Source organism: Sulfitobacter sp. CB2047 (assembly GCF_000735125.2).
Classification (GTDB): domain Bacteria; phylum Pseudomonadota; class Alphaproteobacteria; order Rhodobacterales; family Rhodobacteraceae; genus Sulfitobacter; species Sulfitobacter pontiacus.
The window spans coordinates 1,284,673-1,305,453 of the sequence record NZ_CP072613.1; the positions used below are offsets into that span (position 1 = coordinate 1,284,673).

The window sequence follows — 20,781 nt, forward strand, 5'->3', positions numbered from 1 at the left end:
CTGCGGGCAGAGGTCTACTTCGGTAGCGACCAGTATAGAAGAGGCAGGCGCATGTTTACAGGCATTATCACGGACATCGGAAAGATCACCAAGCTTGAACAGCAAGGCGACCTGCGCGCGCGGATCGAAACGGGCTATGATACCAGCGGCATCGACATGGGGGCGTCTATCGCCAGTGATGGCGTGTGCCTGACCGTGGTGGATCTGGGGGCCGATTGGTACGAGGTGCAGATCAGCGCCGAGACCGTGGACAAGACCAACCTTGGCGCATGGGAGGTCGGACGCCGTCTGAACCTTGAACGCGCGCTGAAGGTCGGGGACGAATTGGGCGGGCATATCGTGTCGGGCCATGTCGATGGCGTGGCCGAGGTGGTGGCGCTGCGCGACGAGGGCGACAGCACCCGCGTGACCCTGCGCGCGCCCGAGGATCTGGCGCGTTTCATTGCCCCCAAAGGCTCTGTCGCGCTGAACGGCACCTCGCTGACCGTGAACGAGGTCGACGGCTGCGACTTCGGCATCAACTTTATCCCTCACACCAAAGAGGTGACCACATGGGGTGATGTCGCTGTCGGGGACCGGATCAACCTGGAGATCGACACATTGGCCCGCTATGTTGCGCGGCTGGCAGAAATGTCATGATCGCGGGGATCGGACATAATCAGGGCCCCAGCCTTGAGCGCGGCCAGAAGTGGCGCGCTTTTCAGTGGCAAAAGGCACGCGAGGCGGCGATGCCTTCAGCGATCCCGCTGATGGTGGTCAAGATGCGCGTGGCGCGCGCCCGCGAGCTGGGGTTGGACTACAAGGCCTATGCCGCGATCCGTCAGGCCACGGGGCGCGATATTCTAGCGCTGCTGTTCTCGTCCAATGCGCTGCGGGTGGTCCGTGCGGGGGCACCGCATATCCCCCTGCGCGAGGCCGAGGTGCTGGACAAGGTGCAGCGCGCCCAAAAGCTGGCGCTGGTACATCGTCCGCTGCGGCCCGACAGTGTGGCACAGGCGAATCCCGCGCTGGATCACGTGGCCGAGGCCCCCAAGTTCACCGACAGCTGGAGCGCGATGCGCGATCATCTGGGGCAGTTGGTTCAAGGGCGCAAACTGGTCGGCGATCAGGTGCTGATCATCGGCGACACCGGATTGGAACGGGACTGGGCCACTGCAAGCAAGGCGGCGGGCTATGTGGAGGCCGCGCGCTATTTCGGCGCTTAACGCGGATCGTCGCGCGGGATGACGGTGCGGAATTGAGTTTATTTGGCAAAATGAAGCAGGGAGGGGGGCGGCCCTGCTCTGGCAAAGGCGCGTGGGGTGGGGTATGTGCCAGAGCAGCAAAGAGTGAGGTGACCCCATGCAATTTGAAACGCCCGGACCGGTCGAGGCTGAATTGGCGGATGCCATCGCGCCCATCGAAGAGATCATCGAAGAGGCCCGGCAGGGTCGCATGTTCGTGCTGGTCGACCACGAAGACCGCGAGAACGAAGGCGATCTGGTAATCCCTGCGCAATTTGCGGATGCGGATGCGATCAATTTTATGGCCACCCACGGGCGCGGGCTGATCTGTCTGCCGATGACCGAGGAACGGGTCAACACGCTGGGTCTGCCGATGATGGCGGTGAATAACTCTGCCCGCCATGAAACAGCCTTTACCGTATCGATCGAAGCACGCGAGGGGGTGACCACCGGTATTTCCGCCGCCGACCGTGCGCTGACCGTCAAGGTCGCCATCGACGAGGATAAAGGCGCGGTGGATATCGCCACGCCGGGGCATGTGTTTCCGCTGCGCGCACGCGATGGCGGTGTCTTGGTCCGCGCGGGCCACACCGAGGCTGCCGTCGATATCTCGCGTCTTGCGGGGCTGCATCCGTCCGGTGTGATCTGCGAGATCATGAAGGCAGACGGGACCATGGCCCGTCTGCCGGATCTGGTTGCCTTCTGTCAGCAGCACGACATGAAGATCGGCACGATCAGCGATCTGATCGCCTATCGCCACAAGCATGACAATCTGCTGGTGGAGCGCGACAGCCGCACCGTAACCTCTGCCTATGGGGGCGACTGGAAGATGCAGATTTTCACCGACGAGATCAGCGGCACCGATCATGTGGTCCTGTCCAAGGGCGATATTACCACAGAGGCTCCGGTTCTGGTTCGCACCCATGCGATCAACGCGCTTGAGGATATCCTCGGCCTCGGGCCAAGCCCCGCCGACGAATTGCCACGCGCGATGCAGATCATCGCGGACGAAGGCCGTGGCGCGGTGCTGTTGTTCCGCGATCCCGACCCGCGGTTGCGTTTCGAGGACGAAGAGGATGATCGCCCCCGTACCGTCAAACGCACCGGCCTTGGGTCGCAGATCATGGCGAGCCTCGGGTTGCACAAGCTGATCTTGCTGACGGATAACCCCGATACGCGCTATCTGGGGCTGGACGCCTATGACCTTAGCATCGTGGGCACGCGCCCCATCACGCAGGAGTAAATGCAATGGCTGCTGGAAATCATACGACGCTGACCACACCGCGCTTTGACACGCCGGTTAAGGTTCTGATCGTCATTTCGCCCTATTACTCGGACATCGCCGAGGGCTTGCTGAAAGGCGCCAAGGCAGAGCTCGAGGCCGCCGGGGCTGAATGGGACGTGGTAGAAATGCCCGGCGCGCTGGAAATCCCGACCGCCATCGGCATCTCTGACCGCAAGAGCAATTTTGACGGCTACGTAGCACTTGGCTGTGTCATCCGCGGCGAGACGACCCATTACGAGACCGTGTGCAATGACAGCAGCCGCGCCTTGCAGTTGATGGGGTTGCAGGGCGTCTGTATCGGCAACGGCATCCTGACCGTCGAGAACCACGAACAGGCCGCCGTGCGTGCCGATCCGGAGGGGCAAAACAAGGGCGGCGGTGCGGCAGCTGCGGCCTTGCATCTGATCGCGCTGAGCCGTAAGTGGGGCGACATTCGCAAAGACATCGGTTTCAAGCCGCGCTCGGATGAATATCTGATGGCGGGCGACAATGACGGACCCAAGACAGCATGACATCCTCCGCCGGCCTTTCGGGCAATCAAAAACGCAAGATGAAATCAGCTTCGCGGCTTTATGCCGTGCAGGCCCTGTTCCAGATGGAGCATTCCTCGCAAAGCTTTGACACCGTGCGCAAGGAGTTCCTTGAGCACCGCTTTGGCGCCAGTTACGACGGTCAGGAAATGATCGATGGTGACATCCGGCATTTTGCAGACCTGCTTGAGACGGCGGTGAACTATCAGGCGGCGATTGACCAGATGACCGACCGTGCGCTGGTGGCTAAATGGGCCATCGCGCGGATCGACCCTACTTTGCGTGCCTTGTTCCGCGCCGCGGGTGCCGAGCTGCGCGCGCAGGAAACGCCGCCGCGGGTCGTGATCAACGAATATGTCGACGTGGCCCGTGCCTTCTTTGAGGGGGGCGACGAGCCGAAGTTCGTGAACGCCGTTCTGGATCATATGGCCCGCGAAGCCCGTCCGGAAGAGTTCTGAGCCGGACAGGCTCAGCTCATCGTCTTTGGCCGACAGCGACAGACCAGCGAAAAACCTGATATTTTCGGGAAAGTGTGACGGGACCACCGCTGCCGTTCTGTTCTATATTCCCGAGGACCTGTATGTACAGGTGGGCGCCAGATAAACGAACCAGGGCTCGAACAGAGCCAGCTCCCTCGGATTTGCTTAAGGCCACTGGAATGTAACTTTTACAAACAGGGCAGAACCCGTCACCCCCGTTAAGTAGGCGCGACCATAGCCTGCGACAAGGGGTATTCTAGCTTGGCTCGGTGTTTTCGACAAAGCGGTAGCGGGTCAGCTCTTCGGGCAGCAGCAGATAGATTTCATCGGGCGGCGTGACCAGCGCGTGCTGCATGACCAGCGGGTCAATGCCCATCTGATCCAGATAGGTCATGACCTCGCCTTGGCCGCGCTGGATGTCCTCCACCGCGACAAAGGCGGGAAGCAGGGTGCTTTCACCGAAAAAATGCTGGTGCACCCCGACAGAGGCATCCTCCGGCACGTCGCGGCTGGTGCCTGCGGCCAATAGATAGGGGCAGGCGGAATAGCAGATATCGCCACTGCGCAAGGCGGTCGTGAGCTCAGCATCCCGCAGATACCGCCCCAGACGCAGCGCGTCGCTGACCGACCCACCAGGCGAATTCAGGATCACGCCCTCGGGTTGGGGATCAAGTGCGGAGATCTGTTTCTCGATGCGTTCGGCATCACCCGCCATAATGCCCCCTTCCAGCAGCACGCGCGCGCCGCCTTCGATCACGGTCAGGGTCAGCCGTTCGGGCAGGGGCGTGTCCGGCATGGGACGGCCGCCGGGGCGGGCGCGGTCGGGTTGAAACCGGCGGGTCTGGTCGCCGGGTCGCGTGGGTTCGGTCAGCCCCGGGGCACGCGGGCCAAAGCCGGGCAGGCGCAGCCCCTCGTCCAGATCACCCCAAAAAAGCAGCCCCGCCAATCCCAGCTGAAAGATCAGAACGCCGCCCAGAACCCGTGCCACGGGAGGGCGTTTGGAGGGATCACGTCGCAGTTTCATGTGGTTTTCGAAGGCGTGCTAAGGGCAGGATTCTCGGTCACGATATCATGGGGCGCGCTTTCATCGCGGTCTTCACGCGCGTCCTCATCAACAGATGTGCCCTTCATCGCCGCATCCATGTCACGCATTGCCAGCACCGCGGCCCGCAGTTCGGCAAGGGTGAGTGTTTCCTCGATCGCGCTGCCCTCGCGACCTTCGCGGATCGCCCCTTGGGTGATGGCGAGAATGAAGACCAGCACGGCGGGCAACAGATCAATGGCAATCGCGCCGGCCCAGGAGGGCACGAAGTTGCGCGCGTATTTGATCACCGCGTCGGCGCTGGAAATCGGGGTGTAGGTCGTCTCTGTTGGCGGGGCCATGGCCAGCACGTCTTGGGCCGCACGCTCCAGTGTGGCGGCACGTTGGGCCAGAACCTCAAGCACGGCACTGATGGTCGAGGCCTGATTGCCCCGCACCTCGACACTGCTGCCATCCAGTTCTGGCAGCACGACCGAGGCCGACAGATCCTGCGCGGCGCGTTCGACCAGCGGGGCGACTGACAGTTGCCGCAAGCGCGTGATCAACCCGGCAAGCCGTACGGCCTGTTCGGAAAATTCGACCGATCGCGCTTCCACCGGACCTGGTTCGACCGTCAGCGCGCGCATCCGGCTAAGGATCTGGTTGCCCTCGACAAAGGCGTCATTGACCAGCGGGGTCTGGGTGGCGATCTGCGCCTCCAGCCCCGACAGCTCTGCCGATTTCTGACGCAGCACGCGGAACACGGCACCACGCCCCGCCAAGCCCGACAGCCCGCCCGTGGCCTCCTGTTCGCTCAGATCCTCGAAGCTTTGACGAACACGGGCAACGTCCCGCTCCAGCCCTTGGGCGGAAAGGGTGATCTCATGCGCGCGCTCCAGTGAGCCTTGGTAATCCTGCACGGTCTCGGCCAGATGCTGTTCCACCGCAGCGGATCCGGCAAGGGCGGCGGCGTTCAGCCAGCTCGACATGGCGATGATCGCGACGCTTCCCAGCGACATGGCCCCCAACAGCCCGACCCGCGCACGGGCGCTGCGCACCGCCGGAAACAGGCGCAGCATATAGGACCAGAACACAAAGATGCCCACGGAAACAGCAGCGGAATAGGCGATCGCGGCAAAGGCCGACATCGCCCCGTTGTCATCCAGCAAGGACGACACCCCAAGATAGGTGTAGATGCCCGACGCCACCGCCAGCACCCCAAGCGCTGTGCCCGAAAACGTATCGAGCCAGCCCAGATGCCCTTCGAGTTCGCGCGCATAGCGGATGCCGCGCTGTTGATGTGTCGAGTTTTCGCCGTCGCGCGCCATATGCCCACCCTGTTTTCTTTTGAACTAGATAGGTTGCGCGCTGCGGATTACCAAGCGCTTGCCTGATGTTCATGAATTGTTCATATTGCTCCCATGACCCAGACCGACCTGATGACCGCCCCGACCTTGCAACCCGGACAGTTGATTGCCCGTGGTGTGACCCGCCAGCTTGCCGCACTCGGTTTCGCGAGCGTGGAAGAGTTGGTGCCCACGCGCGGCCTGCGGGTGGATGTGATGGCGCTTGGCCCCAAGGGGGAGATCTGGATCGTCGAATGCAAATCCAGCCGCGCCGATTTCATGTCCGACAGCAAGTGGGACGGGTACCTCGAATGGGCCGACAGGTTCTTTTGGGCGGTGGATGCGGATTTCGACGTCGACCTGCTGCCCGAGGACACCGGCCTGTTTATCGGCGACAGCTACGGGGCAGAGCTCGTGCGCATGGGACCGGAAACCCGACTGGCTGCCGCGCGCCGCAAAAAGATGACCCATCTCTTTGCCACCCATGCCGCGCGCAGGCTGCATATGTTGCGCGACCCGCATGCCATGCCGCAGTGGGGCTAGGGTACATCAATATTCCAAATGGAAAATATCCCGGGGGTGCCGCGCAAAGGCGCGGCGGGGGCTGGCCCCCATCCCGACCGGGCAACGTGCTTTATCGCTTGTTCTTGCCAGCTTTGCCCGCACGATGGGCTGCGGCCATAATCTCTTCCGCGATTTCAACGGCTTCATCCGTGGTGAAATCCATCGGGATCTCGATCCCGCCTTCCGCTTCGATGAACAGCCGGACCATGCCCTTATCGGTTGGCCCGATTTGCAGGTTGGCTTCAATGTCGCGTTCTGTGTCGATGCCCATGAGGTTTCTCCGAAACTGTGTCAGGTCCCGTACCCTGCGGCGCTGGAAATGGCAAGTTTTGCCATTCTCACCTGCGACAGGACAAATCGAAGTTTGCGACGGATATGTGCTTGCATTCCTTTTTCATGAACGCTAGATCGACCGCAGTGCCGCCTTAGCTCAGTTGGTTAGAGCGCCTGATTGTGGATCAGGAGGTCCCTGGTTCGAGACCAGGAGGTGGTACCACTCCCCCCCCCAAAAAAAAAGACCACATGTCTGATGGGCGTGATGTATTTGTGCGCATTGCCTCGGCACTGTGGCGCATAGGCTGCGCGCGTTACTCGATCGTAACGCGCTGCCGCAGCTCGCCTGTCATCCGGTCAAAGATCAGAATCACATCTTCCTGTGTCACCACAGCATACCAGTCGGGGCCTTGGGTGAAGGTCACCGCTTTTTCGCCGTCGGGCAGGGTGATAGAGGCCGGTAAATCGGGGCTCTTGTTCGAGAAGCGGATGACAAGTAGCCCGATCACGACTAGAAGGCCGAAAATCATTGTGGCGGTCAGCACCGTCACCAGCCGCCGCAGGAATTTGATGTTCGGGGGCTCGGAAGGATCAGTCATGTCGCACCGTCAAATTACGTTTACCATCGCGGACAGCCCGCCACCTCGCCTTGATAAGGCGCTTGCGCGCGATGTGCCAGAGGATGCGAACCTGTCGCGCACACGGCTGGGGCGTTTGCTGGAACAAGGGGCCGTGCGTGTCGACGGGGCAGTGGTAACCGATCCGCGCAGTCGCGCCGAAGCGGGGCAGCAGATCACCGTCGATGTGGAAGAGGCCGAGGACAGTCATATCCTCGCCGAGGAAATCCCGTTGGAGGTCGTCTTTGAAGACGCGGATCTGATCGTGATCAACAAGCCCGCAGGCATGGTGGTTCACCCTGCGCCGGGCAGCCCGTCGGGGACGTTGGTCAATGCGCTGCTGGCCCATTGCGGCGATGACCTGTCGGGGGTGGGCGGCATGAAACGTCCGGGCATCGTGCACCGGATCGACAAGGATACCTCGGGTCTGCTGGTTGTCGCCAAGTCTGACGCAGCCCACCACGGGCTGGCCAAACAGTTCGAGAAACACACCGTTGAACGCTATTATCAGGCCTTGGTCTACGGCGTGCCGGATGCCAACGATCCGCGCCTGCGGGGGGTGAAGGGGGCCAGCTTCGAGCCGGGCAATATCCTCAAGCTCACCACGCAGCTGGCGCGTCACCGTACCGACCGCCAGCGTCAGGCCGTGTTCTTTCAGGGCGGCCGCCACGCTGTGACCCGTGCGCGCACCGTTGCGCGGCTTGGCAATCCAGAGGTTCTGGCGCTGATGGAATGCTGGCTTGAAACCGGCCGTACCCATCAGATCAGGGTGCATATGGCCCATGCCGGTCACGCATTGGTGGGCGATCCGACCTACGGTGGCAAACGCAAGCTCGCAAAGGGCGCGGTCTCGGACGCCGCCGCCGAAGCGGTGCGCAGCTTTCCGCGCCAGGCCCTGCATGCGGCGGTATTGGGGTTCGACCATCCGGTCACGGGCGACTACGTTCGCTTCGAAGCGCCGCTGCCCGGTGACATGACCGAGCTGCTCGAGGCCGTGGGCTACGACCTGGCCTAGTGCACAGTTGTGTGATCGACCTGTAGTAAAACGGTTTTTTAAGGATTATTGGGCCCAATTCACCGTCCCATGCGTTAGGCTGGACACTTGAAACGGAGCGGGGCCCTCTCCATATCTATGTTAATCCAAATAACATGGGCCCCGGAAATTGGGGAAAGGGACAAAGATGGCTAATTACGCAAATCTGCCAGCGCCAACACCGGAAGGCGGATTGAACCGCTATATGCAGGAAATCCGCAAGTTTCCCCTGTTGGAGCCGGAAGAAGAATACATGCTCGCCAAACGGTGGGTCGAAGAGCAAGACACCGAAGCCGCGCATCGCATGGTTACCTCGCACCTGCGTTTGGCGGCCAAGATCGCCATGGGCTACCGCGGTTATGGTCTGCCGCAGGCAGAGGTGATTTCAGAAGCCAACGTCGGCCTGATGCAGGCGGTCAAACGCTTCGACCCCGAAAAAGGCTTTCGTCTGGCGACCTACGCCATGTGGTGGATCCGCGCCTCGATCCAGGAATATATCCTGCGGTCCTGGTCGCTGGTGAAACTGGGCACGACCTCGGGCCAGAAGAAGTTGTTCTTCAATCTGCGCAAGGCCAAGAACCGCATCGGCGCGCTGGAAGAAGGCGATCTGCACCCCGATAACGTCAAACGCATCGCGACGGACCTTGGCGTGACTGAAACCGAAGTCATCTCTATGAACCGCCGTATGTCGGGCGGTGATGCGTCCTTGAACGCCACGGTCGGCTCCGAAGGCGAGGGGACGATGCAGTGGCAGGACTGGCTGGAAGACGAAGACGCCGACCAGGCCACCGACTACGAGGAACGGGACGAACTGGAAACCCGCCGCGAGATGCTGGCAGAGGCGCTGGATGTGCTCAATGACCGCGAGAAGGACATCCTGACCCAACGTCGTTTGTCGGACCAAACGGTCACCCTCGAAGATCTGAGCAGCCAGTATGACGTCAGCCGCGAGCGTATCCGCCAGATTGAGGTGCGCGCCTTTGAAAAACTGCAAAAACGCATGCGTGATCTGGCCCGTGAAAAAGGTCTGATGGGCACCGCCTGATCGCCAGCCACGGTTTTGAACATTGATCCCCGCAAGGCGCGTCGCTTTGCGGGGATTTTTTATGCGCCCCTTGATGATCTGCCGCGGCTCCCCCTACAGTCGCGCGACACCAAACATCAGGGGATCACGATGAAAACGCTACGCTGGGGCATCCTCGGGGCTGCCCAATTTGCCCAAGAACAGATGGCCCCGGCCATCCACGCGGCGAAAGGGGCCGAACTGGTTGCCCTCGCCACATCTCACCCTGACAAAGCCGCGCCCTTTCAGGCCTTTGCCCCGCAGCTCGCAGTGCACAGCAGCTACGAGGCCATGCTCGCCGATCCAGATATCGACGCGGTCTACATCCCGCTGCCCAATCATTTGCATGTGGAATGGACGCTCAAGGCGCTGAAGGCGGGCAAACATGTCTTATGTGAAAAGCCGATGGCGATGCAGGCGCAAGACTATGAGCAGCTGATCTCCGCACGCGATTCCACGGGCCTGCTGGCGGCCGAAGCCTTCATGATCGTCCATCACCCCCAATGGATACGTGCCCGAGAGATCGTGCAATCGGGCAGCCTGGGTCGGCTGCGCCACGTGGCGGTCAACTTCTCGTTCTTCAACGACGATACCGGCAACATCCGCAACGACCCCAAGGCAGGTGGGGGCGTGCTGCCGGACATCGGTACATATGCCTTCGGCTGCACCCGTTTCGTCACGGGGCAAGAACCGACCGCGATCCCCCATGCCAAGATCGACTATGAAAACGATGTCGATGTCTTCGTGCAGGTCGCGGCCCGCTTCGACGGGTTTGACCTTTCCGCAACCGTGTCCATGCGTATGTTCCCGTTTCAGCAGGTCATCCTCCACGGCGAAAAAGGTATTCTGCGTCTGACCTGCCCGTTCAACCCGACGGTCTATTCCCAAGCCGAGCTGCATCTCGAGACCACACAGAACAGCACCACCGTCGAACGCTTCCCCGGCGTGAACCACTATGTGCAGCAGGTCGAAAACTTTGGCGCGTCAGTGACCGAGGGCGCGGCCTATCCCTGTCCGCTTGAATTCAGCCGCGGCACGCAACGCATGACGGATATGGCCTTTGCCGCCGGGGGTTGAGCCTTGGGACGTGCGCCCTACCTATAAGGGGTAACACTCAAGGGGGATGATCATGGCCGGAGGATGGGCGAAAGACGGCGCTGTCAGTGAACAGATCGAAGCGTCGATCAACGATGAACTGGCCCGCCTCAAGGCGCGCAAGGCCCCTCAGGGCGAAAGCCGCACCCATTGCGCCGAATGCGAAGAACCGATCCCCGAGGCGCGCCGCCAAGCCTTGCCGGGCGTAAAGCTCTGCATTGATTGCGTGCGCGAACGGGACAGTCTGGCGCAGGCCCGCGGTGGCATCAACCGGCGCGGCAGCAAAGATAGCCAGCTGAAATAGCCAAGAGCAAAACGGGGCGCTGCATCTGCACCGCCCCGCTCAATTTCCAAATGGTGTTAAATCCTCGCCGAAGGCATTAAACTCTTATGCCTTCCCGCCGGATCAATCCTCCATCGCTTCCAGCTCATCAATGAAGCCCGAAATCATCGACAGGCCTTTATCCCAGAACGCGGGGTCAGAGGCATCAAGCCCGAAGGGGGCCAGAAGCTCCTTGTGGTGCTTCGATCCGCCCGCTTTCAGCATATCGAAATACTTGTCCTCAAAACCCGGTTCGCCTTCCTCGTAGACTGCGTACAGCGCGTTTACCAAGCCGTCGCCGAAGGCGTAGGCATAGACATAAAAGGGCGAATGGACGAAGTGGGGGATATAGGCCCAGAAGGTCTCGTAGCCGTCCATGAATTCAAACGCTGGCCCAAGGCTCTCGCCCTGCACCGACATCCACAGCGCGTTGATATCGTCTGGTGTCAGCTCTCCACCACGGCGGGCGTCGTGCAGTTTGCATTCGAAATCATAAAAGGCGATCTGGCGCACGACCGTGTTGATCATATCCTCGACCTTGCCGGCCAGCAGCACTTTGCGCTCGGCATTAGTTTTGGCCCCGTCCAGCATCTTGCGGAAGGTCAGCATCTCGCCAAAGACAGAGGCGGTTTCGGCCAAGGTCAGCGGTGTGGAAGATAGCATCTCGCCCTGACCCGCGGCCAGCACCTGATGCACGCCGTGGCCCAGCTCATGCGCCAGTGTCATCACATCGCGCGGTTTGCCCAAGTAGTTAAGCATCACATAGGGGTGCACGTCGGTCACGGTGGGGTGGGCAAAGGCACCGGGGGCTTTACCCGGTTTGACGCCTGCATCGATCCAACCTTCGGTAAAGAAGGGGGCCGCGATTTCGCCCATACGGGGATCGAAGGCGTTGTAGGCGTCCATGACGGTCTTTTCCGCCTGTTCCCAGCTGACGGTTTTGGGATCTTCCATCGGTAGGGGGGCGTTGCGGTCCCAGACCTGCATGGTGTCGAGGCCCAGCCATTTGCGTTTCAGCTCGTAGTAGCGGTGGCTGAGCTTGGGGTAGGCGTTGACCACCGCATCGCGCAGCGCTTCGACGACCTCGGGTTCGACGTGGTTTGACAGGTGGCGGCCGGTTTGCGGTGTGGGCATCCCGCGCCAGCGGTCGATGACCTCTTTTTCCTTGGCTTGCGTGTTGTGTACGCGGGCAAAGGTCCGGATATTGGCCTGAAACACATCTGCCAATTCGCGCGCCGCGGCTTCGCGCAGATCACGCGACGGGTCGGTCAGCAGGTTCAGCACGCCTTCGATGTTCAGCGGCTCGTCGTTTACCTCGAATTCCAGCCCGGCGATGGTCTCGTCGAACAGACGTTCCCATGCGTCGCCGACGACGCCCAGATCATGCAGGAACTTCTCCATCTCGTCGGAAAGCTGGTAATCTTTCATCGCGCGGATACGGTCGAACACCGGCTTATACCGCGCCAGATCCGCTTTTTGACTTAGCAGGTTGGCAAGGTGGTCATCCTCCAGCCGGTTCAGCTCCAGCGTGAAGAACACCAGCGGCGTGGTAAAGTTGGTGATCTTCTCTTGCGCGTCCGACATGAATTTGGCACGGCCGGAATCGGTGGTCAGCTGGTAATAGCGCAGCCCCGCGTAAGACATGATGCGCCCGGCGATCTGGTTGATCTTCTCATTGCGCAGCACACAGTCCAGCAATTCGTTCGCATCCAGTTCGGCCAGTTTGCCTTCGTAATCTTCGGCAAAGCTGCGGCAGGCCTCTTCAAGCCAGTCCAGATCGCGCTTGAGCTCGGGCGCGTCTTCACCGGTGTACAGATCGTCAAGATTCCACTCAGGCAGCTTGCCGAAGGCAGAGGCCCCGGAACCGGCGTTGGCATCAAGGACGGGGACGGGCAGTTGAAACATGAAAAACCTCTTTTTGACGTTAAATCTACCTAAGCACGGGTCCGCGGCAAAGCAAGGCGATGGCGGCGCGGATTAGCCGTAAATCCGCAGCATTTCTTCAAGATCGGCCAAGGTGTTGGCTTCTTGCAGGGGCTTGTCCTGCCGCCAGCGCAGCATCCGCGGAAAGCGCAAGGCAACGCCCGATTTATGCCGCGTGCTGCGCTGGATGCCTTCGAAGGCGATCTCGAACACATGATGCGGGGTGACCTTGCGCACGGGACCAAACCGCTCGAGCGTATTCTTTCGCACCCAAGCTGTGATCTTGCGAAACTCGGCATCCGTCAGGCCGCTATAAGCTTTGGTAAAAGGCACCAGATCATTGCCGTTCCAAACCGCAAAGGTGAAGTCTGTGAACAGGTTGGCGCGTCGTCCTGATCCGGATTGGGCATAGATCATCACCGCATCAATGGTCAGCGGGTCCAGCTTCCATTTCCACCAATCGCCCTTCTTACGCCCCGCCAGATAGGGGCTGTCGGCACGTTTCAGCATGACCCCTTCGGCCTGCGCTTCACGTGCGGTGGCGCGTTGGTTGGCCAGCGTATCCCATGTAGGGAAGGTCAGTTGCGGCGACAGGCGGATCGTTGCATCGTCGGGCAGGGCGGCGCAGGCCTGTTCCAGCAGCGCACGGCGCTCGGCAAAGGGGCGGGGGCGAATATCTTGGCCCTGCCATTCCAGCAGGTCGTAGGCGTGCAGCACCACCGGGGCTTCGGCCAGCAGTTTCTTCGGCACGGTTTTGCGGCCAATGCGGGCTTGCAGCGCATTGAAGGAGGATGGCGCAGGCTGTCCGTCAGGCCAGACCAGCAGCTCGCCGTCCAGAACTGTGCCGTCGGGCATGAAGTCCACTGCACGGGCGAGCTCGGGGAAGCGGTCGGTCATCAACTCTTCACCGCGCGACCAGACGAAATAGGCACCGTCCCGCAGGATCAACTGGCCGCGGATGCCGTCCCATTTCCATTCGGCACGCCAGTCTTGCGGATCCCCCAGCTCTTGCGGCTCGGCTTCCAGCCCATAGGCCAGATAGAAGGGATAGGGGCGCGATGCGTCGGCGGAGGCATCCTCTGCCTCTACCAGCCCATGCCATGTGGTGTCGTCGGGGTGCCAGTTGCCCATGAGGCGATGCGCGAGCTCGGGTTCGGGTTTGCCCGTGGCTCGAGACAGGGCGCGGGTCATCAGCTTTTGGCTGACGCCCACCCGAAACCCGCCGGTGATCAGCTTGTTGAAGATAAATCGTTCGGTCCCGCCAAGCGTCGCCCATGCGTCAAGGACAAAGGCTTTTCGGGCCTCTTCATCCTGGGTGTAAATCTCGCGCAGTGCCGCGATCCACGCGGCAAGCGGTTGATCATCCTGCGTCGGGTTGGGGGGCAGAACCAGCGTGATCGTCTCGGCCAGATCGCCAACGATGCTGTAGCTTTCCTCGAACAGCCACAGGGGGATGCCCGCGCGCTCGGCGGCCCATTCGCGCAGCTTGGTGGTGGTGACGGCGCGTTTGGGGCGGCGGCCGGAAAAGAGGGCGATGGTCCATAGCCGGTCGTCATCCGGTGCCGCGCTGAAATAATCGGCCAGTGCGGCGACTTTCACTGTCGTCTTGGTGCTTTGGTCGATGGCGTTGAACAGCGCGGCAAACCGTTTCATTCGCTTGCGTCCTTATCCAGGGACTCACCTTCGAACTGGGTCGGCACAACCTGCGCTTGCCAGCCGCTATCGGCCAGAAACCGGCTGAAGACATCGGTGTAACCATGTGTCACATATATGTTTTCGGCTTCGGTTGCTCTGATCGCGGACAGCAGCCCATCCCAGTCCGCATGGTCCGAGATGATAAAGCCGCGATCACCCGCACGGCGTCGACGTACACCTCGCACGGCCATCCATCCGCTGGCAAAGGCGGTTTCCTGCGGGCCGAACTTCTTGGACCACGCACTGCCCAAGGCTCCGGGTGGGGCCAGCACAATCGCGTCGGGGTGGTCCTTGGGGTTCAAATCCGCATCGGCGAGGATCGTGTCGGGCAGGGTGATCCCCTGATCGCGCATGACGCGGTTGGTGTTCTCGGTCGCGGTGTGGGTCAGGATCGGGCCGATGTCGGGGTCGAGCATCGATAGCAAACGTTGTGCCTTACCCAAGGCATAGGCCCCCAGAAACGCCGTTTTGCCCTGTGCCGCGCAGCCTGCCCACCATGCGTTGATCTCTGCCGCCACGGCGGCTTGCTCGGCCCAGCGAAACACCGGCAGGCCAAAGGTGCTTTCGGTGATGAAGTGATGACATCTCACCGGCTCGAACGGGTGGGACAGCCCGTCATCGACCACCTTGTAATCGCCCGAGGCAACCCAGACCTCGCCGTCGACCTCAACGCGTATCTGGGCAGAGCCGGGGACGTGGCCGGCGGGGTGAAACGATACCTGCGCCCCGCCGATCTGCCGCACCTCGCCATATGCGATGCCGTCAGCGGTGATATCGCCCAAACGGTGGCGCATGACGGGCAGGGCGATGTCGGTGGCAAGATAACGGTTCATGCCCCAGCGGGCGTGATCGGAATGCCCGTGGGTGATCAGGGCACGGTCCACAGGCCGCCACGGGTCGATATAGAAATCACCCGCGGGGCAATAAATGCCGTTTTCGTTGAACGTCAGAACAGGTTGCTTGGCCATGCGCATAAGCTAGCGGGGCGCGCGCGTTTGAACAGGGTGGGCAAGAAAATCCTCGCGGATGCCAGGTTTTACGCTTAAATAACAGCAGGTTGTACGCGGAAGTTCATCTCGCGATCCGCGCTACTTTTTGGCGTTTCCAAAGAACAGGGCCGCCATCTCATCCACAGCTTTGTCGCGGGTGGCGGGGATTTCCATCAGCACTTCGTGCTCTGCGCCGTCAATGATATGCAGCTTACCGCCTTTCCAAGTCTCCATACGGGCGTGGATGCGGCCCTTGTGCACGATACGTTCGTTGGACCCGAGGAATGTGGCGCAGGGCAGGCTGGGGGCGGCGCGCAGGGACAGATGCTTGGTTTCGGACAAAGCCTCGCGCAGCCAGATAAAGCTGGGCCCGCCCAAAGACAGTTCGGGATGGGCCGCCAGTTGCGTGCGCATCATCTCGTACATCTCGGGGTCGGTGGTGAGCATGTTGTTCTCGAACGGCGCGGTCGAGATATAGGATGCCGCCTGCGTGCCCATGGGCAGCTTGTAGCCCTGACCGATGCGCGGCATCAGGTTGGACAGCCCCGCGGCCACCAGACGCATATGCGGCGCGATATGGATCCCCCACATCGGCGCGGTAAAGGCGGCGGCCTGCACCGACAGACCCTCCATACAGGCGCGCAGGCCGATGGCCCCGCCCATGGAGTGCGCCAGCAGGAAATACGGGCGCGGCAGCTGCAAGGCGCGGGCTGTCCGCATCATGGCCGCCACGTCTTTTTGATAGTCAGAGAAGACATCGACATGGCCGATGTTACGGTCGGGGATCAACCGGTCCGACAGACCTTGCCCCCGCCAATCGATCGCCATGACCGCCAGCCCCTTTTTCGCAAAGGCGCTTGCGGTCATCGCATATTTTTCCACGTATTCGGTGCGGCCGGGGAAAAGCAGCACGGTGCCCTTTGCCCCGTCCAGCGGCCAATGCGCGACGCGCAGCTTTTTACCATCCGATGTCTCGGCCCAATGCGCCTGACCCGTTTCGGGCAGTGGCGCAATGTCGGTGAAAAAGGGCGCGGTTTCCAGCATATTAGGAGAGGACGGACGCCAGCTTCATCGCCATGCCCATGTCGCCGTCAATCTTGAGCTTGCCGCTCATGAAGGCACCGGTCGGGTTGGTGTCGCCGGACAGGATCGCCTGGAAAGTTTCTGCGTCAGCAGAAAGGGTTACATCCGCTTCTTCATCCGCGGCGCGTGCGCCGGTCGAATCCATCATGACAGTGCCTTCGTCTTCGATGTCGAACTTGGCTGTGCCGTCAAAGTCGGCCCCCGCCAGTTTTTCGTTCAGCACTGTTACAGCTTGGTTCACAATATCGCTCATCATAGGCCCTTTTCTTGGCAAATGGTGCCGACACGTCTGGAATTGTGGCGGCAGCCTGTTACATTCACTCTTGTTATGGGCAACCGCATCGTCAACCTCAAACATACCGTCGCGGCACTTGGTCTCTGGGTGTTGCTTGGGGGTATAAGTTTCGCGCAAATGTCGCCCCCCGCGGCGGCGGAATTGCTGCAGGATTTACGCGATGCCCCCGCGGCTGAGGCGGCGCGAATCGAACGTGATGTGCAGCGCGCTTGGGCGCGGTCCGGCTCGGCCGCGATGGATTTGCTGTATTCCCGTGGTCGCGATGCCATGTCAGAGGGGGACACCACCTTGGCGATCGCCCATCTGACAGCTCTGACGGATCACGCCCCTGATTTCGCCGAAGGCTATCATGCCCGTGCACAGGCCTATTTCGCCGCAGGTCTCTATGGCCCTGCAATCGATGATCTGGAAACGACGCTTGCCTTGAACCCGCAGCAGTATAACGCCATCTTCGGTCTGGGGGCGATCCTGCAGGAGTTTGGCAATCTGCGGGCGGCTGCCGATCTCTATCGCCGAGTGTTAAGCATTAACCCTCACCATGATAACGCGCAAAGGGCGCTCGACGGGCTGCGGCGCGACGGCATCGGGCGCACGCTTTAACGATCTAAGGAATTTCTGGTGGCAGGTGACAGCAGGGTCGTGGCCGTTTTGGGCCCGACCAATACAGGCAAGACGACCTATGCAATCGAACGGATGTTGGCGCATCGCACGGGGGTGATCGGGCTGCCGCTGCGTTTGCTCGCGCGCGAGGTCTATGACCGCATCGTTGCCCTGCGTGGTCCGTCCATCGTGGCACTGGTCACAGGCGAAGAACGGATCGTGCCGCCGCGCACCCAATATTGGGTCTGCACCGTCGAGGCGATGCCCGAAGGCATGGGCGCTGATCTGGTTGCGGTCGATGAAATCCAGCTTTGTGCTGATCCTGAGAGGGGGCATGTCTTTACCGACCGTCTTTTGCGCGCGCGCGGTCAACACGAGACGCTTTTCATGGGGTCCGACACCATGCGCGGCTCAATCGCGGCGCTGGTGCCAGAGGCGCAGTTCATCCGGCGCGAGCGAATGTCCGAATTGATCTATTCTGGTCAGAAAAAGATAAGCCGGATGCGTCCGCGCAGTGCGATCGTTGGTTTTTCGGTTGAGAATGTATATGCGATTGCAGAGCTGATCCGGCGTCAGAAGGGCGGTGCGGCGGTGGTTATGGGCGCGCTCAGCCCGCGCACACGTAACGCGCAGGTCGCGATGTATCAAAATGGCGAGGTCGACTATCTGGTGGCGACTGATGCCATCGGGATGGGGTTGAACCTTGATGTGGACCACGTCGCTTTCTCGGCGCTCAGCAAGTTTGACGGGCGTCGGATGCGACCCTTGGCCCCGAACGAACTGGCGCAGATTGCCGGACGGGCAGGGCGCGGGTTCAAGAGCGGTACATTCGGTGTCACGGGCGATGCGTCTCCGCTTGATGATGGTGTCGCGCGGGCCATTATGGATCATCAGTTCACACCGCAGAACAAGCTCAACTGGCGCAACCCCGCGCTGCAGTTCGGATCTATTGACGGGCTGATCCAGACGCTTGAAATGTCGCCGGACAATGAACGCTTGTTCAAAGCGCGCGAGGCCGATGATCTGCGCGCGCTCAAGAATCTCGCCGTGGATGCCGAGATCGCGGCGCGCTGTACCGATGGACCGTCAGTACGTCTGTTGTGGGATGTCTGCCGGATTCCCGACTTTCGTGGTATAAGCCATGCAGAGCACGCCAGCCTGCTGGAGCAGATTTTCAACTTCCTGCATCAGCGCGGTTCGATCCCCGACGACTGGCTGGCGCGGCAAATTAAACGCATAGATCGAACCGATGGCGACATTGATGCGTTATCCAAACGATTGGCGTTTATTCGCACCTGGACCTACGTGACACAGCGCAAAGGCTGGACAGGTGACGAAAGCCATTGGCGACACGAGGCGCGTGTCGTAGAAGACAGACTGTCGGATGCGCTGCACGAGCGTCTGACCCAAAGATTTGTAGATCGGCGCACATCCGTGCTTTTGCGCCGGCTAGGACAGAAGGAAGCCATGGTGGCCGAAGTAAACGAGACCGGTGAAGTAACCGTTGAAGGCGAATTTGTTGGCAAGCTGGACGGGTTCCGCTTTCGCCAAGACAAAGGCGCAGGCGTTGCCGAAGATAAAACGATCAAAGCTGCATCGTTGCAGGCGCTGGCTCCTCAGTTCCATTTGCGGGCGGATCGTTTCTACAACGCGCCTGATACAGAGATTGATTTCACAGAGCAGGGCGGCCTCATGTGGGGCAGCTCTGCCGTGGGTAAACTGGTTGCGGGCTCCGATCCGTTGAAACCCGGTGTAGAGGTCTTCGTCGATGACGTTGCGGGCCCCGAGGTCGCACAAAAAGTGCAGCGCCGCTTGCAGCATTTCATCGACCGCAAGGTCGCAGCCCTGTTCGAGCCACTGATCGCCCTGTCAAAGGATGAGGCGCTGACTGGTCTGGCCCGTGGCTTTGCCTTCCGCATGGTTGAAAACCTTGGTATTTTGCCCCGCGCTGATGTGGCGGACGAGGTGAAAGCCCTGGATCAGGACGCCCGTGGCGCGCTGCGCAAGCATGGTTTGCGCTTTGGTCAATTCACCATCTTTATGCCGTTGTTGCTCAAGCCCGCGCCGACCCGTTTGCGTCTGGTGCTGTGGTCGATTTCCAAGGGGCTGAACGAATTCCCTGAATCGCCGCCCCCCGGTCTGGTCACCATCCCCGTAGACACCAGCGCGCCTCAAGGCGCTGCGACGATGGCAGGGTACCGTAATGCTGGTGAACGCGCGATCCGTATCGATATGCTGGAACGTCTGGCAGATATGCTGCGCTCCGAAGATTCGCGCGGCGGGTTCGAGGCGAAGGCCGATATGCTGTCGATCACGGGCATGACGCTCGAACAATTCGCCACGCTGATGGAAGGTCTGGGCTATAAGGCCGAAAAGGCCGAGCGCACCAAGGTGAAAGCCGTTGATACTGTCGTGCCCCACGACGGTGCACCGATGGCTGCCGACAAAGGCGCAGATGCCGAGACGCCTGTGATGGATGTCGCGGCCGAGCAATCTGCCGGTGGTATCGTCGAAGATCCGGCGGCTGCTCAGGCGGATGACATCGTGCCCGCAACTGCGGATATGCCCGATGACGGGATCGCCCCGATGGTCGAGGAACTGGCCGAGACACCAGAGGTCGACGACCACATCCCCGACACCCCTGCCGAAGAAAACCCTCAAGGCACAGCGCCTGACGCCGATATCGCAGGTGCCGAGCTTGAGACATATTATGTCTTTACCTGGGGGCGCACGCCCCGTGGCAATGCCCAAGGCCAGCGTCGCGGCGGTGGGGATCGTCCACAAGGGAAGGGGAAACCCGGACCGCGTGGCAAAAAGGGTGCACCGCGTGGGGACAAGGGCGGCAAAGCCCAGAAGTTCAGCAGCAAGCCCGCCCGTGCGGAAAAGCCGATCGACCCCGACAACCCATTCGCCGCTGCGCTGATGGGGCTGAAAGACAACAAGTAATTGTCCGAAGCGCCGACAAAGCTGCGGCTTGATAAATGGCTGTGGCATGCGCGGTTTTATAAAACGCGTTCTCTGGCGGCTGCCCGCGTGCAAGCGGGGGCCGTCAGGGTCAACGGCAGCGTCGCGCAAAAGCGTGCGACGCTGGTTGTGGTTGGCGACGTGCTGACCTTTGCTATGGGCGACGATGTGCGGGTGATCCAGATAGAGGGCATTGGCACCCGCCGTGGTCCGGCCCCCGAGGCGCAAACGCTTTACACCGATCTGTCCCCGCCGGTCCCCCGATCCGAGAAAAAACAACCTGAAAATCCGGCATTTGAGGGAAAAGGGCGCCCCAGTAAGCGTGATCGCCGCGTGCTTGATCTTTCTCGGGCGCGCCACCTTGAATGATACGCTGTGCTG

The 20,781-nt window shown here is 61.0% G+C and carries 22 protein-coding genes and 1 tRNA gene; 14 read left to right on the forward strand and 9 right to left on the reverse strand.

All coding sequences use genetic code 11. From position 1 onward, the window contains the following. The first annotated feature begins 51 nt into the window (after window positions 1-51). The 5 genes from IV89_RS06430 to nusB all read left to right on the forward strand — a co-directional run bounded on the left by IV89_RS06430 (window position 52) and on the right by nusB (window position 3,496). On the forward strand, window positions 52-639 hold the full coding sequence (locus tag IV89_RS06430) for a riboflavin synthase (protein WP_037944614.1): 588 nt from the start codon (window positions 52-54) through the stop codon (window positions 637-639). Next, entirely contained in the window at window positions 636-1,205 is a 570-nt protein-coding gene (locus IV89_RS06435) for a hypothetical protein (protein ID WP_037944613.1), read from the forward strand. The genes IV89_RS06430 and IV89_RS06435 overlap by 4 nt, the downstream gene beginning before the upstream one ends. Window positions 1,206-1,341: 136 nt before the next feature. Continuing rightward, entirely contained in the window at window positions 1,342-2,466 is a 1,125-nt protein-coding gene (gene ribB / locus IV89_RS06440; protein WP_037944612.1) for a 3,4-dihydroxy-2-butanone-4-phosphate synthase, read from the forward strand. Window positions 2,467-2,471: 5 nt separating this feature from the next. Beyond that, window positions 2,472-3,020 (forward strand): 6,7-dimethyl-8-ribityllumazine synthase, encoded by a 549-nt coding sequence (locus tag IV89_RS06445; protein WP_037944611.1) that lies wholly within the window; start codon window positions 2,472-2,474, stop codon window positions 3,018-3,020. Beyond that, window positions 3,017-3,496, forward strand: a complete 480-nt coding sequence (gene nusB, locus IV89_RS06450) for a transcription antitermination factor NusB (protein WP_005849213.1) — start codon at window positions 3,017-3,019, stop codon at window positions 3,494-3,496. Before IV89_RS06445 ends, nusB begins: the two co-directional genes overlap by 4 nt. A gap of 277 nt (window positions 3,497-3,773) precedes the next feature. Here the strand turns inward: nusB and IV89_RS06455 are convergent, their stop codons facing one another. Together IV89_RS06455 and IV89_RS06460 are read right to left on the reverse strand one after the other, a co-directional pair. After that, window positions 3,774-4,541 carry a hypothetical protein gene (locus IV89_RS06455; protein ID WP_037944610.1) on the reverse strand — a complete coding sequence of 256 codons (768 nt, stop codon included), beginning with the start codon at window positions 4,539-4,541 and terminating at the stop codon, window positions 3,774-3,776. Next, complete coding sequence (locus tag IV89_RS06460) at window positions 4,538-5,866, reverse strand: hypothetical protein (RefSeq protein WP_037944609.1); 1,329 nt, start codon at window positions 5,864-5,866, stop codon at window positions 4,538-4,540. The genes IV89_RS06455 and IV89_RS06460 overlap by 4 nt, the downstream gene beginning before the upstream one ends. A gap of 93 nt (window positions 5,867-5,959) precedes the next feature. On the opposite strand from IV89_RS06460, the gene IV89_RS06465 reads away from it, so the two are divergent. Then, window positions 5,960-6,427, forward strand: coding sequence for an MmcB family DNA repair protein (locus IV89_RS06465; protein WP_009825034.1), 468 nt, complete (start codon window positions 5,960-5,962; stop codon window positions 6,425-6,427). Between the two features lie 91 nt (window positions 6,428-6,518). Here the strand turns inward: IV89_RS06465 and IV89_RS06470 are convergent, their stop codons facing one another. Further along, the gene (locus IV89_RS06470; RefSeq protein ID WP_005849205.1) at window positions 6,519-6,719 is read right to left on the reverse strand and encodes a DUF6324 family protein; all 201 of its coding nucleotides are present in this window, start codon (window positions 6,717-6,719) and stop codon (window positions 6,519-6,521) included. A 148-nt stretch (window positions 6,720-6,867) separates the two neighbouring features. Here IV89_RS06470 and IV89_RS06475 point away from each other — a divergent pair. Next, a tRNA-His gene (locus IV89_RS06475) sits at window positions 6,868-6,944 on the forward strand. Between the two features lie 91 nt (window positions 6,945-7,035). On the opposite strand, the gene IV89_RS06480 is transcribed toward IV89_RS06475, so the two are convergent. Beyond that, window positions 7,036-7,320 (reverse strand): DUF6476 family protein, encoded by a 285-nt coding sequence (locus IV89_RS06480; protein WP_037944608.1) that lies wholly within the window; start codon window positions 7,318-7,320, stop codon window positions 7,036-7,038. On the opposite strand from IV89_RS06480, the gene IV89_RS06485 reads away from it, so the two are divergent. The 4 genes from IV89_RS06485 (at window position 7,319) to IV89_RS06500 (ending at window position 10,833) form a co-directional block, all read left to right on the forward strand. Beyond that, window positions 7,319-8,353, forward strand: a complete 1,035-nt coding sequence (locus IV89_RS06485) for an RluA family pseudouridine synthase (RefSeq protein WP_037944607.1) — start codon at window positions 7,319-7,321, stop codon at window positions 8,351-8,353. The genes IV89_RS06480 and IV89_RS06485 overlap by 2 nt on opposite strands. Window positions 8,354-8,519: 166 nt before the next feature. Beyond that, the gene (gene rpoH, locus IV89_RS06490) at window positions 8,520-9,416 is read left to right on the forward strand and encodes an RNA polymerase sigma factor RpoH (RefSeq protein ID WP_005849199.1); all 897 of its coding nucleotides are present in this window, start codon (window positions 8,520-8,522) and stop codon (window positions 9,414-9,416) included. A gap of 129 nt (window positions 9,417-9,545) precedes the next feature. Continuing rightward, window positions 9,546-10,511 carry a Gfo/Idh/MocA family oxidoreductase gene (locus IV89_RS06495; protein ID WP_037945072.1) on the forward strand — a complete coding sequence of 322 codons (966 nt, stop codon included), beginning with the start codon at window positions 9,546-9,548 and terminating at the stop codon, window positions 10,509-10,511. A gap of 52 nt (window positions 10,512-10,563) precedes the next feature. Next, window positions 10,564-10,833, forward strand: a complete 270-nt coding sequence (locus tag IV89_RS06500; protein WP_037945071.1) for a DksA/TraR family C4-type zinc finger protein — start codon at window positions 10,564-10,566, stop codon at window positions 10,831-10,833. Window positions 10,834-10,935: 102 nt separating this feature from the next. Here the strand turns inward: IV89_RS06500 and IV89_RS06505 are convergent, their stop codons facing one another. The 5 genes from IV89_RS06505 to IV89_RS06525 form a co-directional block, all read right to left on the reverse strand. Continuing rightward, window positions 10,936-12,756 (reverse strand): M3 family oligoendopeptidase, encoded by a 1,821-nt coding sequence (locus tag IV89_RS06505; RefSeq protein ID WP_005849193.1) that lies wholly within the window; start codon window positions 12,754-12,756, stop codon window positions 10,936-10,938. Window positions 12,757-12,828: 72 nt separating this feature from the next. Next, window positions 12,829-14,427, reverse strand: coding sequence for an ATP-dependent DNA ligase (locus IV89_RS06510; RefSeq protein WP_037944606.1), 1,599 nt, complete (start codon window positions 14,425-14,427; stop codon window positions 12,829-12,831). Then, window positions 14,424-15,443 (reverse strand): ligase-associated DNA damage response exonuclease, encoded by a 1,020-nt coding sequence (locus IV89_RS06515; RefSeq protein ID WP_037944604.1) that lies wholly within the window; start codon window positions 15,441-15,443, stop codon window positions 14,424-14,426. Before IV89_RS06515 ends, IV89_RS06510 begins: the two co-directional genes overlap by 4 nt. A gap of 114 nt (window positions 15,444-15,557) precedes the next feature. Continuing rightward, complete coding sequence (locus IV89_RS06520) at window positions 15,558-16,502, reverse strand: alpha/beta hydrolase (protein WP_037944603.1); 945 nt, start codon at window positions 16,500-16,502, stop codon at window positions 15,558-15,560. Between the two features lies 1 nt (window position 16,503). Then, window positions 16,504-16,794, reverse strand: coding sequence for an SCP2 sterol-binding domain-containing protein (locus tag IV89_RS06525; RefSeq protein ID WP_037944601.1), 291 nt, complete (start codon window positions 16,792-16,794; stop codon window positions 16,504-16,506). Window positions 16,795-16,869: 75 nt separating this feature from the next. Between IV89_RS06525 and IV89_RS06530 the strand changes: the two genes are divergently transcribed. From IV89_RS06530 to IV89_RS06540, 3 genes are read left to right on the forward strand one after another with little or no spacing between them, the layout of a single operon-like run. Further along, the gene (locus tag IV89_RS06530) at window positions 16,870-17,436 is read left to right on the forward strand and encodes a tetratricopeptide repeat protein (protein ID WP_037945069.1); all 567 of its coding nucleotides are present in this window, start codon (window positions 16,870-16,872) and stop codon (window positions 17,434-17,436) included. Window positions 17,437-17,454: 18 nt separating this feature from the next. Then, window positions 17,455-20,382 (forward strand): helicase-related protein, encoded by a 2,928-nt coding sequence (locus IV89_RS06535; RefSeq protein ID WP_037944600.1) that lies wholly within the window; start codon window positions 17,455-17,457, stop codon window positions 20,380-20,382. After that, window positions 20,383-20,769 carry an RNA-binding S4 domain-containing protein gene (locus IV89_RS06540; protein WP_005849182.1) on the forward strand — a complete coding sequence of 129 codons (387 nt, stop codon included), beginning with the start codon at window positions 20,383-20,385 and terminating at the stop codon, window positions 20,767-20,769. Window positions 20,770-20,781 lie beyond the last annotated feature (12 nt).